This is a genomic window from Comamonas kerstersii (assembly GCF_008801935.1).
Lineage (GTDB): Bacteria > Pseudomonadota > Gammaproteobacteria > Burkholderiales > Burkholderiaceae_C > Comamonas > Comamonas kerstersii.
The window spans coordinates 123037-138137 of sequence record NZ_VZOT01000006.1; the positions used below are offsets into that span (position 1 = coordinate 123037).

The following is a 15101-nucleotide window of genomic DNA, read 5'->3' on the forward strand; positions in this document are numbered from 1 at the left end:
CCTGCTGTCCTATCCCTGCTGTGCTTGCGCCATGAAGCTGGCTGCAGCTTCTTTGAGCCAGTCACGAAAGACCTGCAGCGGTGGATAGTCCGTGCGACTGCTAGGCCAGGCCAGGTAATAGCGCTCTGCACTTTCCATCTCAGGGCAGCCAGGCAGGGCATGGACCAGATCACCGTTTGCGAGTTCGCGCTCAATCAGAAACTTGGGCAGCAAGGCAATCCCGACCCCAGCCGTTGCAGCCTGCGCAGCCGTCGCAAACTGGTCCAGCAGCATGCCTGGGGTTTCTGCCACACGACAGCCCTGGTGCTCAAACCAGCGACGCCACGCATCCGGGCGCGATGCAAGATGTAGCAGCGGTGCCTTGATCAGGTCCCGTGGCTGGGAAAACTGGTGCTGCGCCCACATTGCTGCGCTGCAGGCTGGCACCACGGTTTCACTCATCAGAAACGCCAGCTCTGCACCAGGCCAGTGCGGCTGACCAAAGTGGATGGCCGCATCCACGGCTTCCAATTGAAAGTCAAACTGCGACAAGCGCGTGGTGAGATTAATGGTGATGCCCGGTTGCTCCGAAAAGAACTGCGGCAGGCGCGGCGCCAGCCACCGTGTACCAAAGGTCGGCAAGATGGCCAGGTTGAGCTGGCCACCTTGTGGGTTGGTCCGAAAGCTCAGCGTGGCATTCGCAATGCGCATGAGTGAGCCACGTATTTCCTGCGCATAGGCCTGACCGGCTGCCGTCAGCCGCACCGTCTGGCGTTCGCGCACAAAAAGCTCTGCCCCAAGACGATCTTCCAGTGCCCGTATCTGGCGACTGACCGCACTTTGCGTGAGATGCAGCTCTGCGGCAGCGGCCGTAAAGCTCTGGTGTCTGGCTGCAGCTTCGAACGCGCACAGCAAGGACATGGGGGGCAGAAAACGTCGAGACAAAGACATGCGTGTCAAACCAAGAGAGCCAGGCCACGGTCATTCCGAAATCGTATGACCTGAGCACACGATTATCGTTTGACCGAGCACTGACCAGCACGCAATATGCATAGCAAATATCTGGTGATAACCCTGCGCATATGCACTGTCAGCACCAGATTTTTTTCTTGCCCCCTGTTTTGCACTTACAGCCATGAGTCACACCCAGCCCCATTCCGGTTTCGTCTCCAGCAACGATATTCGCACCCGCTTCTCACGCGCCATGTCTGACATGTACCGCAAGGAAGTTCCCCAATACGGCACCCTGGTAGAACTGGTGGCTGACATCAACGCACAGGCGCTGCAGGCAGACCCTGCACTGCACGCACAGCTTTCACGCACTGGTGAGCTTGAGCGCCTGGATGTGGAGCGCCATGGCGCCATCCGAGTCGGTACAGTCCAGGAACTGTCCACACTGCGCCGCCTGTTTGCCGTCATGGGCATGGAGGCTGTGGGCTACTACGACCTTTCCGTCGCAGGTGTGCCGGTGCACTCCACAGCATTTCGTCCCGTCAAGGATGAAGACCTGCTAGCCAATCCGTTCCGTGTCTTTACCTCGCTGCTACGTCTGGAGCTGATTCAGGACCCCGCACTGCGTGCACAGGCACAGGAGATTCTGGCGCGCCGCAATATCTTCACGCCACGCTTGCTGGCGCTGATTGCACAGGCCGAGCGCGATGGCGGTCTGAACGATGCAGATGCAGACAGTTTTGTGCAGGAAGCGCTGGAAACCTTCCGTTGGCACAGCGAAGCCACGGTGGACGCAGCCACCTACACGGCCCTGCAGCAGGCGCACCGCCTGATTGCCGACGTGGTGTGTTTCAAAGGCCCGCACATCAACCACCTGACACCACGCACGCTGGACATTGACGCTGCACAGGCAGGCATGCCCGCACGCGGCATGGATGCCAAGGATGTGGTGGAAGGCCCTCCTCGCCGCAACTGTCCCATTCTGCTGCGCCAGACCAGTTTCAAGGCGCTCAAGGAAAGCATCCGCTTTACCGATACGCAAGGCGATGCACTGGGCGCCCACACAGCACGCTTTGGCGAAATTGAGCAGCGCGGCGTAGCGCTGACACGCAAGGGCCGCGCCCTGTACGACACGCTGCTGGCACAGGTGCGCAGCATGGACAACGCAGGCAGCGCTGCCAGTGACTACACGGAGCGCCTGCAGGCCGCGTTTGCCCAGTTCCCGGATGACCACACTACGTTGCGCCAGCTAGGCCTGGCTTTCTACCGCTACAGCATCAGCGGCCCTGCCTCCAACAACCATGCCGGCGCAGATCTGGAAACCTTGATTGCTCAGGGCGTAGTACAGGCAGAGCCCATTACCTATGAAGACTTTCTGCCCGTGAGTGCGGCTGGCATCTTCCAGTCCAACCTCGGTGGCGACGAGCAGAAGCACTACCAGGCGAATGCCGCACAGCAAGCCTTTGAAGCAGCACTGGGCGGCAGCGTACACGATGAAATTGCCCTGTATGAAGCCGCACAGCAGCGTTCGCTGCACAAGGTCTGCGAAGCACTGGGACTGGCGGTGAACGCATGAGCACCTGGACACCACAGGCCATTGAACAGGCTTTGCTGCCTATCGTGGGCCGCCATGGCTTGCTGATGGGGGATGACACCGTCAGCTACGAGCACGGCGCACGCTACGGTCAGGGTAAGGCCCTGTGTGTAGTGCGCCCCGCCACCACAGAGGAAGTACAGGAAGTCGTGCGCTGGTGCGCGGCTCACCATATTCCACTGGTTCCACAGGGGGCCAACACGGGGCTGGTCGGCGCCAGCACCCCGGATGGCAGCGCTACACAGGTGGTGCTCTCTACCAGCCGTCTGCGCCAGCGCTGCGACATTGATGCTGCCAACCGCAGTGTGACCGTCGATGCGGGCATGACGCTGCAGGAACTTAACGAAAAGCTGGAACCACTGGGTCTGTGGTTTCCCGTGGATCTGGGGGCCAATCCATCCATTGGTGGCATGGTGGCCGCCAACACCGGCGGCACGCGCCTGATCCGCTATGGCGATGTGCGCCACAACGTGCTGGGCCTGCAGGCCGTGCTGCTGCACCCACAGGCACAAGTCCTGCAACTGGGCCGCGCGCTGCGCAAGGACAACACGGGGCCAGACCTCAAGCAGCTGTTCATCGGCACCTCAGGCGCCGGTGCAGTGATCACCCAGGTTACGCTGGAAGTCCAGCGCAAGCCTCAGCAAAGTGCGACGGCGCTGGTGGTACCTACCTCGGACGAAGCCGTACTGCAGCTGCTGCAGGCGCTGGAGCAGGACCTGGGCGACTACCTCAGCGCCTTTGAAGGCCTGAGCGGCAATGCCATGCTGGCAGCGATTGAGCACGTTCCCCATCTGCGCAACCCGTTTGCGCCAGAGCCTGCACCAGACTTTGCCATCCTGATCGAGCTGGAAGCCCAGAGCAGCAAGACCTACACCGGGCTCGACCTGCAGGAGGCGCTGAACCAGTTTCTGCAGGACCAGTTTGAGCACACCATCTGCAACGCCGTCATTGGCAATGCGGCAGAACTCTGGCATCTGCGCCACAGCATCACCGAAGGTGCACGCGCACTGGGCAAGCCTATTGCCTTTGATGTGAGCGTGCCTCGCTCACGCATCATGGCGTTCTGCCGTGCAGCGCGTGCGGTGGTAGATCAGGACTTTCCGTTCCTGCACGTGGTGGACTTTGGCCATATTGCCGATGGTGGCGTGCACTTCAACGTCATCTGGCGCAACGATGCCGCCCTTGCCTATGACCCAGCACAGGTACAAGCCCTGCGCGATCGCATCTACGCCATGGTGGTGCAGGACTTTGCAGGCAGCTACAGCGCAGAGCATGGCATTGGTCCGCACAACCTTGCCTACTACCAGCAGTACACACCGGCACCCGTGCGCCAGCTGGCACAGGGGGTACGCCAGCTGATGGACCCTGAGCAGCTGTGCGGCACGGTGGACTTTGGCCTGAACGCCTCCGTGCACTGAGCAGCACCCAGCTTCACCACACGGCCTGCCATGGTGCATGGCCGCTGTTTTCTGCCCCAGTCTTTGTATGCCCATGACACCTATGCCACTGGCTGACTTCACCCCCATGTTTGCAGAGCCTCAGGGCTCGCCCATTCGTGAACTGTTTCCTTACCTGAGCCGTCCGGGCATGATTTCGCTGGCTGGCGGCTACCCTTCTGCCAGCCTGCTGGATGCACAGGGGCTGGCCATGGCTGCCCAGCAGACCATGCAGCAAGGCAGTACACATTTGCAGTACGGTGCCACCGAAGGGCTGCCCAGCCTGCGCTCAGCGCTGGCCCAGCAGGCCGAGGAACGTGGCATGCAGGCGCGTGCCGAAGACATTCTGGTGACCACCGGCTCACAGCAAGGCTTTGACCTGCTGGTGCGCGTACTGATCTCGCCTGGTGACAGCGTGCTGGTGGAAGTACCCGCCTATCCAGCCACCTTGCAGGCGCTGCGGCTGGCACAGGCTCAGATGCTGTCCATCCCCATGGATGCCCACGGTCTGGACACCGAAGCGCTGGCGCAATTGCTGTCCGCACTGCCTGCCAGCCAGCGCCCCAAGCTGCTGTACACCGTGCCCAACTTCTCCAACCCACGCGGCAGCCTGCTGTCGGCCAGCAGACGCACGCAGCTGGTACAGCTGGCGCTGCAATACGGCTTCTGGATTGTGGAAGATGATCCCTATGGCGAGCTGCGTTTTGATGCAGCCGATGGCCTGCCGCTGGCCATGCCACCATCACTGCATGCCGTGGCCCAGCAGATGCTGGAAGGCAGCAGCGCGCGCAATCCGGTGATCTACCTCAGCAGCCTCTCCAAAACTGTGGCTCCCGCCCTGCGTGTGGGCTGGATGCTGGCAGATGCCACCGTGCTGCGCCGCTGCAGCATTGCCAAGCAGACCAGCGATCTGTGCACCTCTGCGCTGGCCCAGGCGATTGCCGCCGCCTATCTGGCGGGTGGCCGCTATGCCGCCACCGTGGAACGTGCCCGCCGCGAATACCAGCGCCGCATGCAGGCACTGACAGAAGGGCTGCTGCAACTGCCCGGCCAGCCCATTCGCTGCACCGTCCCTGCAGGCGGCATGTTTGTCTGGGCGCAGCTGACCCCGCAGCTGAACCCGCAGCACCTGTTTGATGCGGCCGTAGACAACGGCGTGATCTACGTGCCGGGGCACGCCTTCTATCCTGACAAGCCAGACCTGCACACGCTGCGCATGTCGTTTGCGGCCCCCGAAGTGCCAGACATCGAGGAAGCCGTGCAGCGCCTGGCGCGCGCCTGCGAAAGCGCCATGCAATCCTGAAAGCCCGATTGCTGAAGGCAACAAAAAAGCCCACGGACCAAGGGCCTGTGGGCTTTGCTGCATGTGGGCAGTGTGCGGTTGCGGCTTATGCGGCTTATGCGGCGTCTGCGGTTTCTGCGCGCACGTCAAACTCCACCTTCCAGCGCTCTGTGCCGCCCACGGGCACGGCGTTCAGTTCCAGCGTGCCAATGTCGGTCACGCGTGCCTGCAGGGTCACAGGCACGACTTCACCGGGCTGGCGGCCTTCGGCGGGCAGATTGGCTTCAATCTCCTGCAGTTCCACGAGTTCTTCCGGCCCCCAGAAGTCCAGCATGGTGCCCACGGTGTCGCTGCGGCGCACGGACGAGCCAAAGAAGCGCAAACGCACAGGCTCGCCCACGACCAGACCCAGTTGCAGGTCAGGCACGGCCGCTTCGGTGCCTTCTTCCATGCCAAACGGTGCCAGACACAGCGCGGAAATCGGTGGCTCCATGCCGGGGATGGCTGGCATGTTCGATTCCACGCCAATGTAGTACGACTGCGCCGTACCGCCACGGATACGCATGCCACGGCCCGAGCCGTTGATGTAGCCAAAGTAGGCCGCACCACGGGCCACGGCCAGGTCCAGATTCGCACCGTCGAGCAAACGTGCAGGCTCGCAAGCCTCTTCATCGAGCCAGCCGTTGATGACGTCCAGAATGCGCTGCTCAATCTGCGTGGCCTTGAGCACACCGCCGTTGAACAGAATGGCCGTAGGGTGCAGGAAGGTGGAACCAGGCTCCTGATTGCCTTCCAGACCGGGAATGTTGTCCAGCGCGTTGACCTGGCGGCTCAGGAAGGCCGCCAGATGGCGTGTGACGGCGGCGTCCTGCGCATAGGGCAGGCCCAGCTGCGTCAGACCTGCGCGGGCGCGGGTCTGGGGCTTGTCGCTGACGGCCACCTTGGGGAAGAAGCCTTCGACCAGCATGGCCAGCACTTCGTCGCGCGTGACTTCGGTGCGGATGCTGCCACCAATCAGCTTGCTGCCACGGCTGGGCACGACCACGGGCACGGACTGCAGGCTGGCGTCAGCCAGCAACTGTTCCTTGGCCGCGCGGCAGCCATGTGCCAGCGCGCGGGTCTGCCAGGCGTCCAGCTGTTTGCCTTCTTGCGCCAGCTTGCGCGCCACGCCATAGGCCAGCGCCAGGTCCATGTTGTCGCCGCCGAGCAGAATGTGCTCGCCCACGGCAATGCGCTGCAGCTCGAGGTTGCCATCGCGCTCCAGCACGGCGATCAGCGAGAGGTCGGTCGTACCACCGCCCACGTCCACCACCAGGATGATGTCGCCATGCTTGACCTGCTTGCGCCATGCGCCGTTGCTGGCCTGAATCCAGCTGTACAGCGCTGCCTGGGGCTCTTCCAGCAGTGTCAACTGCTTGAAGCCCGCCGCGCGGCAGGCCTCGGCCGTCAGCTCGCGTGCAGCAGGGTCAAACGATGCGGGAATGGTGACGGTGATGTCCTGCTGGTCAAACGGCGCTTCCGGATGGGCCTGTTCCCAGGCCCAGCGCAGGTGCTCCAGATAGCGAATCGACGCGGTCAGCGGCGAGATGCGACTGACTTCCGCGGGCGCATCGGCTGGCAGCAAGGGGCTGCGGCGGTCCACGCCGGGGTGGCACAGCCAGCTCTTGGCGCTGCTGACCAGGCGAATGGGCGTGGCCGCACCACGGCTGCGCGCGAATTCACCCACGATAAAGTCCTGCTGCGCCTGGCCGGGCAGCGTGCGTTCAGCCTCGGTCAGCTCGCTCTCGTGCGGCAGGTACAGAAACGATGGCAGCAGCGGCAAAGCCTGTACGCTGGCAGGCGCGGTGAGCTGGGGAATCTCCAGCACCTGCTGCACGACCTTTTCACCGTCGCTGGCGGCCTTGTCCACAAAGGACAGGGCGCAGTGGGTGGTACCCAGGTCAATACCAATGCTGAATTTCGCGCCATTTTGGCCTTCAGCGCCCGTAGATACGGTGCTGGCAGCTACAGAATTTTCAGCAAACGCGGCTTTCTGGCCCGACTGGGCAATGGATGCAAACACGCTCATGGCTTACAGCTCCACTTCTGCCTGGGCAATGATCTTGGCGGCCTGTGTGTCCGTCAGCTGGGGCAGCTTCACATCGGTGACCTGCCAGCCGCGATGGCCCAGCGTGCCGGTAAAGGGCGCCTGCCCCACCACATTGCCTGTCAGGCGCACGGCAGCAGCGTCAAAGCCTGCCTGCAGCGTAATGCGCGTGCCTTCGGCTTCTGTGCGCACGGGCGCGATGGCGAAATGCTCGCGTAGCACCTTGCGGCAGCCTTCGTGCACCACACGTGCAGCAGCGCCGATTTCGGCATCGGTGTAGGGGGCTACGTCTTCCTGGATGAAGTCCACAAAGCGTGCTTCGCGCTGCATCAGGCCCAGCAGCTGCAGGGCTGCGGTTTGCGTGGGCACTTCCACGGTTTTTTCCACGATCTTTTCGACCGGAATCTCTACGCGCTTTTCCACGGTTTTCTCGACGATTTTTTCCACGGGTACTTCCACGCGGACTTCGACGATCTTCTCAACCGGCACTTCGACACGCACTTCCTTGGGCGCCACATCAGCCGCCAGGGCTTCGCCTGCGCGCAGGCGGGTGATGTCAGCCGCCAGACGGCCATTGCCCAGGATGGCAAAAAAACTACCGATCGCAATGGCGATGCGGCTAAAGAATGAGGGTGGTGTTTGGGATGTCATAGACATGTTTCATGAAGCGCTGCCAGCAGCAGGCAGCGGCAAGCGCACGTATTCCCGGGTAGCAGCAGGCCTGTGCCTGCCTGTTCCACACGAAGGCCTGAACAGCCCATGCACGCGCGCGCAAGAGGGGCGATGTTACCCAAAGCACCAAGTCCTGCGTGATTTGCAAGGTATCGCCGCTGCGCTATGTACGCCATCGCATTCGCTGCACGCTATGCTTGCGGCCTTGCTCTTGCTCTGATTACCCACGCCATGTCTGTCCACCCCGAAGCCCCGAATGCCCAGAAACAGCGCCGTGGCCTGTCACGCCTGTGGCATGCAGGGCGCTACTCCCTGGAAGGCCTGTGCGCAGGCTGGCGTGAGTCCGCCGCCTTTCGGCTGGAGGTGATGCTGGCGCTGCTCATGCTGCCTGCCAGCTGCTGGCTGGGCCGCACCTGGCTGGAAACAGCCGTGCTGGCCGCCGCCGTCGTCGCCGTCATGGTGGTGGAGCTGCTCAATACTGGGATTGAAGCCGCGATTGACCGCATCGGCCCCGAGTGGCATGCCCTATCCAAACTCGCCAAAGACCTGGGCAGTGCCGCCGTGCTGCTGAGCCTGCTGCTGTGTGGCGGCATCTGGGCAGCAGCCATCTACCAGAGCTGGATATCTGAAGTGCTTGGCTAAGCGCTGCGCCGTCTACACTTGGCGCCTGCTTGTCTGATTTTTGAGGTTTCACCCGTGTTCACCGGCATCATCCAAGCCGTGGCAACGATTGCCGCGCTGCGCGACCAGGACGGTCTGCGCACTTTCACCATGGAATTTCCCGAGGGCTTTTGCCAGGACCTGGCCATTGGCGCCAGTGTCTCGCACGACGGCGTGTGCCTGACGGTGACCGAAATCCTCTCCCCCACCCGTGCCACCTTTGATGTGATGCTGCAAAGCCTGAACATCACCACGCTGGGCCAGTACCAGGTGGGCGATATGCTGAACGTGGAGCGTGCCGCCAAGGATGGGGCGGAGATTGGCGGCCACCCGCTGTCCGGCCATGTGGACTTCACCGCGCCCGTGCTGGAAGTGTTGAAGACGGACACCAACCACAAGATCCGCTTTGGCATTCCCGAACCCTTCCGCCCCTATGTGTTTGCCAAGGGCTATATCGCCATCAATGGCGCCAGCCTGACGGTGGCGGAAGTGGACCGCAAGGCCGGCTGGTTCGAGGTCTGGCTGATTCCTGAGACCCTGCGCATGACGGTATTTGGCCGCAAGCAGGTGGGCGATCTGGTGAACATTGAGATCGAGCGCAGCACGCAGGTAGTGGTCGATACCGTGCGCGAAACTGTCGATGCCAGCCTGGGCCAGCTCAAGCCTGTGCTCGAAGCCCTGCTGCAAGAAAAGGGGCTGAGTCTGGAAAACTTTATCAACGTGCCCAAGCTCCCCAAATAAGAGCTTGCAGCGCTGATAAAACAAGGACTTCAGATAGAAAACTATCTGAAGTCCTTTTATTTTGTGCGCAAGCAGCTATCAAATTGAAGGCATGAAGCGCCGCAGGCGCAGTGCGTTGCTCAGCACAAACACGCTGGACATGGCCATGGCCCCCGCCGCAAACATGGGTGAGAGCAGCGTGCCGTTGAACGGATAGAGCACGCCAGCGGCCACCGGAATCAGCGCCACGTTGTAGGCAAAGGCCCAGAACAGGTTCTGGCGGATATTGGCCATGGTGGCCTGAGACAGCGCCATCGCTCTGGGCACGCCCTGCAGGTCACCGGACATGAGCACCACATCGGCAGATTCGATGGCAATGTCCGTGCCCGTGCCAATGGCCACGCCCACATCGGCCTGCGCCAGCGCGGGTGCGTCGTTGATGCCATCGCCCACATAGGCCAGCGTGCCGTACTGCGCTTGCAGGCGCTGCACTGCATCGACCTTGCCGCCGGGCAGCGCTACATCCACTCCATCCACCACCTGCACCGTGGCGCGCTCTGTTGCCAGATTGACGCTGGCATCCTGCACACCGGGCAGTTTTTTGAGCACACGCTCCACACGCCCCACGCAAGAGGCACAGCTCATACCCTGTACGGGCAGATCTACTTGAAGGGAGGAAGAAGGGGTTGCAGTAGCCATAGCGCCACTGTAAGCGCTTCCCCTGTGGCTTGACAGGCGACGGGGCTGCTCAGCCCTGTTGACCGCGTGCCTGCAGCTCGGCCCACTTCAGGGCTGCAATATGCTTGAGCGCCACTTCCGATGAAGCAGGAAATTGACCTCTAGCGCTTGCCAGTTCAGCGTGAGCAGCTATGAATTTATCGAACTTGGCCGCGTCATAGCTGTAGGGCTGACCATCGAGCGCATCCAGCAAGCGCAGCAACAGCAGATTGCCCTGACGGCCACGGTAGACCGAGCGTTCCATGCGCCACAGCGCAAAGGCCGCCATAGCGCCCGGCAGTACAACACCCAGCAGGCCCACATCGGCCGTGGTGAAGGCCTGGTACATCACATAGACCATGGCCAGCACAATCACGCCAAACAGGGTTGCAATGCCGTAGTGGCGCTTGGCAATCGCATCCTGGTGCGCTACGGCCTTGCGCGCGAATTCCGTGGGCTGCGCCAGCATGGCTTGCACACCCTGCGCCACATCATTGCCATACGACTGCCGCGCCAGCGACAGCACGATATAGACCTGCTCCACATCGGTAGGGCTCAGGAATGCATCAAAGCTATCAGCAACGGGGGCAGTATTTTTGGAGCGGGACATGGCGACAACGCAACTCAGAACAAGGGCGCCACTCTACCCGCTTCGTACAAACGCTGCAGAAGGCAGGACTAGGGTCTTGCACCTTGGCCCTGCAGGCCCAGCGCAGCAATCAACCGTGCGGCTCAATAGTCGCAGGCAGCCTTGCCAGTGCGGTGATTCACCGCACCGTGCTTGAGCAGCAGCTTGATCACGCCTGCATGACCACGCTGGCAGGCAAAGGTCAGCGCATCCTGGTCATAGGCGGCATCCTTGCTGTCTTTGATGGTGGTCACCAGATTAGGGTTGGCACCGTTTTCCAGCAGGTATTCCACGATATCGTCCCGGCCATTGCTGGAGGCCACGATCAGAATGGTCTCGCCCTGGCGATCGTTTTTCTGGTCGTTCAGATCGACCTTGTCCTTGAGGCGCTGGTGCAGCTTCTTGAAGATATCCACATTCGCCCCCAGGCCTGCCGACTTCAGCGCATTGCTGACATCACCACGGTCGGTGGCAAACAGGTCGGCGTTCTGTTCCAGCAGATAGTCCACCATGTCTTCATAGCCAATAAAAGCGGCCCAGCCCAGTGCAGTCTGGCCCAGTGAATCCTCGTCCTTGGCCTCAATGTTCTGGCCTTCCTTGACCATTTGTTTGACCAGTTCCAGATCACCACGCTTGACGGCATCAAACCACTTTGCATCCGGGCCTGTGGATGGTTTGACATAGAACATGCGCCATGCCAGCACATTCGGGTTGGCGACTTCCACCATGTCGGCGTAGTCCATCTTGAATTGCTGGTAACCGTCCGGGTTGTCTTTGTTCAGCACTTTGTCACCAGCGAAGGCCGACATTGAGAACATCAGCGCAGCCGCCAAGGCGGCACTTTTCCATGTTTTTTGCATAACAGCTCCTGGGGACGAGAAATCCCGCCCCGCTTGACGAGCAAGGCAATGGGCAGGTGATTGCTGCATTGTTGGCCGTCCCATGGAATTTGCTAGCGGTTTGAAACAAGAACTGCGCGATGAGCGCGTTTTCACGGCACTGTCCTACTCGACACGCTGAGGAGTTCTGGCGCTAAAAAACGCTGCATATGAAAGCAGGTACTCTGGGATGCGCTGAGTGCACCCAACGAGCGTGACGACACCCCACCGTCACGCTCTTGGCCTGAAGAAGGTGTTTGTAGCTCGGCTTTGCCTCGCTGCAAACCCAGACACCTTGCGCCTACAGCGTCAGCACTACGCGCTGCCCAAGCGCATGCCCGTCATTCGACGGTCACGCTCTTGGCCTGAAGAAGGTGTTTGTAGCTCGGCTTTGCCTCGCTGCAAACCCAGACACCTTGCGCCTACAGCGTCAGCACTACGCGCTGCCCAAGCGCATGCCCGTCATTCGACGGTCACGCTCTTGGCCTGAAGAAGGTGTTTGTAGCTCGGCTTTGCCTCGCTGCAAACCCAGACACCTTGCGCCTACAGCGTCAGCACTACGCGCTGCCCAAGCGCATGCCCGTCATTCGACGGTCACGCTCTTGGCCTGAAGAAGGTGTTTGTAGCTCGGCTTTGCCTCGCTGCAAACCCAGACACCTTGCGCCTACAGCGTCAGCACTACGCGCTGCCCAAGCGCATGCCCGTCATTCGACGGTCACGCTCTTGGCAAGGTTTCTGGGTTTGTCCACATCGGTACCTCTTGCAACTGCCGTGTGATAGGCCAGCAGCTGCAGCGGCACTACGTGCAGGATGGGGCTGAGCGCACCGTAGTTTTCGGGCATGCGGATCACGTGCAGGCCTTCGGCGTTTTCGATATTGGTCTTGGCATCGGCCAGCACATAGAGCACACCACCGCGCGCACGCACTTCCTGCATATTGCTCTTGAGCTTTTCCAGCAGTTCGTCATTAGGTGCCACCGTGACCACAGGCATGCTGCTGTCCACCAGCGCCAGCGGACCGTGCTTGAGCTCACCAGCAGGGTAGGCCTCGGCGTGGATGTAGGTGATCTCCTTGAGCTTGAGCGCACCTTCCATGGCAATGGGGTAGTGCATGCCACGCCCCAGGAACAAGGCGTTCTGGTGCTTGGCAAAGTTCTCGGCCCAGCTCACCACCTGAGGCTCCAGCGCCAGCACGGACTGCAGGGCCACCGGCAGGTGGCGCATGGCAGTCAGGTATTCCTGCTCCTGCGCTTCAGTCAGCTTGCCCTTGGACTGCGCCAAGGCCAGCGTCAGCAGGAACAGGCCCGCCAGCTGCGTGGTGAAGGCCTTGGTCGAGGCCACACCAATTTCCATGCCTGCGCGGGTGATGTAGCTCAGCTTGCACTCGCGCACCATGGCACTGGTGGCTACGTTGCAGATGGTCAGGGTGTTGTTCATGCCCAGGCTCTGGGCATGGCGCAGGGCTGCCAATGTGTCGGCTGTCTCGCCGGACTGGCTGATGGTGACCACCAGCGTCTTGGGATTGGGCACACTGGTGCGGTAGCGGTATTCGCTGGCCACTTCCACATTGCAGGGGATACCTGCAATCGCCTCCAGCCAGTACTTGGCAGTGCAGCCGCTGTAGTAGCTGGTGCCGCAAGCCAGGATCAGAACACTGTCGATGTCCTTGAACACGCGCCAGGCAGCGGTACCATCTGCGCCATCAAACAGCTCAGGAGCCACATTGACCACGCCTTCCAGCGTGTCCCCAATAGCTCGGGGCTGCTCAAAGATTTCCTTTTGCATGTAGTGGCGGTAGGGGCCAAGCTCCACGGCACCGCTGTGTGCGTGCACGGTCTTGACGGGGCGCTGCTCGGGCAGCACGGCATGGCCGTCGCTGCCTGCAATCCAGTAGCGGCCGGGCTGCAGATCCACCAGATCACCCTCTTCCAGATACACGATCTGGTCGGTGACGCCGGCCACGGCCATGGCGTCCGAGGCCAGGAAGAATTCGCTGTTGTCACTGCCGATGCCCAGCACCAGAGGAGAGCCTGCACGGCCACCGACCACGCGGTGCGGTTCATCCTTGTGCATCACAGCAATGGCGTAGGCACCATGCAGCTGGGCGCGAGCTGCCTTGACGGCTTCAAACAGATCGCCGTTATAGAGGCTGTCTACCAGGTGGCAAATCACCTCCGTGTCGGTCTGGCTGGCAAAGATATAGCCCTTGGCTTCGAGCTGCGTACGCAGGGCTTCGTAGTTTTCAATGATGCCGTTGTGCACCAGCGCCACACGGGCTGGCTTGCCGCTGTCAATGGTCTCGCCGGGGCCATAGCTGAAGTGGGGGTGGGCATTGCGCACGGCAGGCTCGCCATGGGTGGCCCAGCGGGTGTGGGCAATACCGGTCAGGCCCTGCAGGTCTTCGGTCGTGACCTGTTCCAGCAGCTCGGCCACACGAGCCGTGCTGCGTGCGCGCTGCAGGCCCTGGCTGATGGGGCTGCCTGCCACCATGCGATGCACGGCCACACCACAGGAGTCATAGCCGCGGTATTCCAGTCGCTGCAGACCCTGCACCAGCAGGGGAACGATGTTGCGCGTAGACACTGCGCCGACGATGCCACACATAGACAGAACTCCGAAAAGGTTGAAACTGTGCTGATGCTAAAAGCATCGCCATAAAACTTATGATCTATTTTTTCTTGTCAGAGAAATTTAATTTCACAAAAAACCATCGTTGAAATTTAATTCCAATATTTAATGAATAAAGAAACAAACATCAGCGAAAGCAGTCTGGACCTCACCGACCTGCAGCTGCTGGACCTGCTGCAGCGTGATGCCGGACAAAGCAATCTGCACCTGGCGCAGCAGCTGCATATCTCCCCACCCACCTGCCTGCGCCGCGTGCGCAGACTACACAGCCTGGGCTTGATTGAGCGCCAGGTCGCCATCGTGCGCCCCGAGGTACTGGCCCCGCTGGTAGGGCATGGCCTGCAGGCGCTGGTAGAAGTCTCGCTGGAACGCCAGAATGCTGAGGCGCTCGATGCCTTTGAAGCCCTGGCCGTGGCCGAAGACGGCGTGCAGCAATGCTGGCGCGTATCGCCGGGGCCGGACTTCATGCTCGTGATTGCCTGCCGCGACATGCCCGCCTATCTGGCTTTGTCACAACGCCTGTTTACTGCGCACCGCAATGTGCGCAATGTCAAAAGCTTTTTTGCCACCAGGCGTGCCAAGTTCAGCCCGCATCTGCCACCACTGGCAGCAGGTGATTCGCAGCGCTAAGGAACCTCTGCATAACTCGATTTCAAGCGTGATAGTGCTTGAACGAGTGTGATGTTCCCTTGCCCCTGGCACTCAAGATGCCCGCGTTTCGCGGGCATCTTGCTTTTTATGCACCCACACCAGGCTTGGATTGGCTGTTTTTCAGCAAACGGCCACGGGCCATCCACAAGTTCGCCAAGGCAAACAGGGTATGCAATTGCTGCGTGTTCTTTCTCAAGCCTCGGTAGCGAACTTTGACGTG

At 61.2% G+C, this 15101-nt stretch carries 13 protein-coding genes; 6 read left to right on the forward strand and 7 right to left on the reverse strand.

What is annotated here, in order from left to right:
• Positions 1-9 precede the first annotated feature (9 nt).
• Complete coding sequence (locus F7P80_RS10860) at positions 10-930, reverse strand: LysR family transcriptional regulator (protein WP_054065207.1); 921 nt, start codon at positions 928-930, stop codon at positions 10-12.
• A 184-nt stretch (positions 931-1114) separates the two neighbouring features.
• Between F7P80_RS10860 and hglS the strand changes: the two genes are divergently transcribed.
• The 3 genes from hglS (at position 1115) to F7P80_RS10875 (ending at position 5263) form a co-directional block, all read left to right on the forward strand.
• Complete coding sequence (hglS, locus tag F7P80_RS10865) at positions 1115-2506, forward strand: 2-oxoadipate dioxygenase/decarboxylase HglS (RefSeq protein ID WP_151044689.1); 1392 nt, start codon at positions 1115-1117, stop codon at positions 2504-2506.
• The gene (locus tag F7P80_RS10870; protein ID WP_151044690.1) at positions 2503-3942 is read left to right on the forward strand and encodes an FAD-binding oxidoreductase; all 1440 of its coding nucleotides are present in this window, start codon (positions 2503-2505) and stop codon (positions 3940-3942) included. Before hglS ends, F7P80_RS10870 begins: the two co-directional genes overlap by 4 nt.
• Before the next feature lie 67 nt (positions 3943-4009).
• The gene (locus F7P80_RS10875) at positions 4010-5263 is read left to right on the forward strand and encodes an aminotransferase-like domain-containing protein (protein WP_249041442.1); all 1254 of its coding nucleotides are present in this window, start codon (positions 4010-4012) and stop codon (positions 5261-5263) included.
• Positions 5264-5357: 94 nt separating this feature from the next.
• Here the strand turns inward: F7P80_RS10875 and F7P80_RS10880 are convergent, their stop codons facing one another.
• Together F7P80_RS10880 and F7P80_RS10885 are read right to left on the reverse strand one after the other, a co-directional pair.
• Positions 5358-7310, reverse strand: a complete 1953-nt coding sequence (locus F7P80_RS10880) for an Hsp70 family protein (RefSeq protein WP_151044692.1) — start codon at positions 7308-7310, stop codon at positions 5358-5360.
• Between the two features lie 3 nt (positions 7311-7313).
• Positions 7314-7979: a DUF2760 domain-containing protein gene (locus F7P80_RS10885; protein WP_151044694.1), complete on the reverse strand. Its 666-nt coding sequence runs from the start codon at positions 7977-7979 to the stop codon at positions 7314-7316.
• Between the two features lie 252 nt (positions 7980-8231).
• On the opposite strand from F7P80_RS10885, the gene F7P80_RS10890 reads away from it, so the two are divergent.
• Together F7P80_RS10890 and F7P80_RS10895 are read left to right on the forward strand one after the other, a co-directional pair.
• Complete coding sequence (locus tag F7P80_RS10890; protein WP_151044696.1) at positions 8232-8642, forward strand: diacylglycerol kinase; 411 nt, start codon at positions 8232-8234, stop codon at positions 8640-8642.
• A gap of 54 nt (positions 8643-8696) precedes the next feature.
• Positions 8697-9401, forward strand: coding sequence for a riboflavin synthase subunit alpha (locus F7P80_RS10895; protein WP_151044698.1), 705 nt, complete (start codon positions 8697-8699; stop codon positions 9399-9401).
• Between the two features lie 78 nt (positions 9402-9479).
• On the opposite strand, the gene F7P80_RS10900 is transcribed toward F7P80_RS10895, so the two are convergent.
• The 4 genes from F7P80_RS10900 to glmS all read right to left on the reverse strand — a co-directional run bounded on the left by F7P80_RS10900 (position 9480) and on the right by glmS (position 14206).
• On the reverse strand, positions 9480-10079 hold the full coding sequence (locus F7P80_RS10900) for a heavy-metal-associated domain-containing protein (protein ID WP_428840867.1): 600 nt from the start codon (positions 10077-10079) through the stop codon (positions 9480-9482).
• Positions 10080-10128: 49 nt separating this feature from the next.
• On the reverse strand, positions 10129-10707 hold the full coding sequence (locus tag F7P80_RS10905) for a hypothetical protein (protein ID WP_151044700.1): 579 nt from the start codon (positions 10705-10707) through the stop codon (positions 10129-10131).
• Between the two features lie 122 nt (positions 10708-10829).
• The gene (locus F7P80_RS10910; RefSeq protein ID WP_054065138.1) at positions 10830-11585 is read right to left on the reverse strand and encodes an ankyrin repeat domain-containing protein; all 756 of its coding nucleotides are present in this window, start codon (positions 11583-11585) and stop codon (positions 10830-10832) included.
• 722 nt (positions 11586-12307) lie between these two features.
• Positions 12308-14206 (reverse strand): glutamine--fructose-6-phosphate transaminase (isomerizing), encoded by a 1899-nt coding sequence (glmS, locus tag F7P80_RS10915; protein ID WP_058879549.1) that lies wholly within the window; start codon positions 14204-14206, stop codon positions 12308-12310.
• A 132-nt stretch (positions 14207-14338) separates the two neighbouring features.
• Between glmS and F7P80_RS10920 the strand changes: the two genes are divergently transcribed.
• Positions 14339-14860, forward strand: a complete 522-nt coding sequence (locus F7P80_RS10920; RefSeq protein ID WP_054065136.1) for an Lrp/AsnC family transcriptional regulator — start codon at positions 14339-14341, stop codon at positions 14858-14860.
• Positions 14861-15101 lie beyond the last annotated feature (241 nt).

Excerpts from the sequence above, each read along its gene's own strand:
- F7P80_RS10920 (WP_054065136.1), top strand. The coding sequence starts at position 14,339 with ATGAATAAAGAAACAAACATCAGCGAAAGCAGTCTGGACCTCACCGAC.
- hglS (WP_151044689.1), top strand. The coding sequence starts at position 1,115 with ATGAGTCACACCCAGCCCCATTCCGGTTTCGTCTCCAGCAACGATATT.
- F7P80_RS10880 (WP_151044692.1), bottom strand. The coding sequence starts at position 7,310 with ATGAGCGTGTTTGCATCCATTGCCCAGTCGGGCCAGAAAGCCGCGTTT.
- F7P80_RS10910 (WP_054065138.1), bottom strand. The coding sequence starts at position 11,585 with ATGCAAAAAACATGGAAAAGTGCCGCCTTGGCGGCTGCGCTGATGTTC.
- F7P80_RS10875 (WP_249041442.1), top strand. The coding sequence starts at position 4,010 with ATGCCCATGACACCTATGCCACTGGCTGACTTCACCCCCATGTTTGCA.
- F7P80_RS10890 (WP_151044696.1), top strand. The coding sequence starts at position 8,232 with ATGTCTGTCCACCCCGAAGCCCCGAATGCCCAGAAACAGCGCCGTGGC.
- glmS (WP_058879549.1), bottom strand. The coding sequence starts at position 14,206 with ATGTGTGGCATCGTCGGCGCAGTGTCTACGCGCAACATCGTTCCCCTG.
- F7P80_RS10905 (WP_151044700.1), bottom strand. The coding sequence starts at position 10,707 with ATGTCCCGCTCCAAAAATACTGCCCCCGTTGCTGATAGCTTTGATGCA.
- F7P80_RS10900 (WP_428840867.1), bottom strand. The coding sequence starts at position 10,079 with ATGGCTACTGCAACCCCTTCTTCCTCCCTTCAAGTAGATCTGCCCGTA.
- F7P80_RS10860 (WP_054065207.1), bottom strand. The coding sequence starts at position 930 with ATGTCTTTGTCTCGACGTTTTCTGCCCCCCATGTCCTTGCTGTGCGCG.
- F7P80_RS10870 (WP_151044690.1), top strand. The coding sequence starts at position 2,503 with ATGAGCACCTGGACACCACAGGCCATTGAACAGGCTTTGCTGCCTATC.
- F7P80_RS10885 (WP_151044694.1), bottom strand. The coding sequence starts at position 7,979 with ATGACATCCCAAACACCACCCTCATTCTTTAGCCGCATCGCCATTGCG.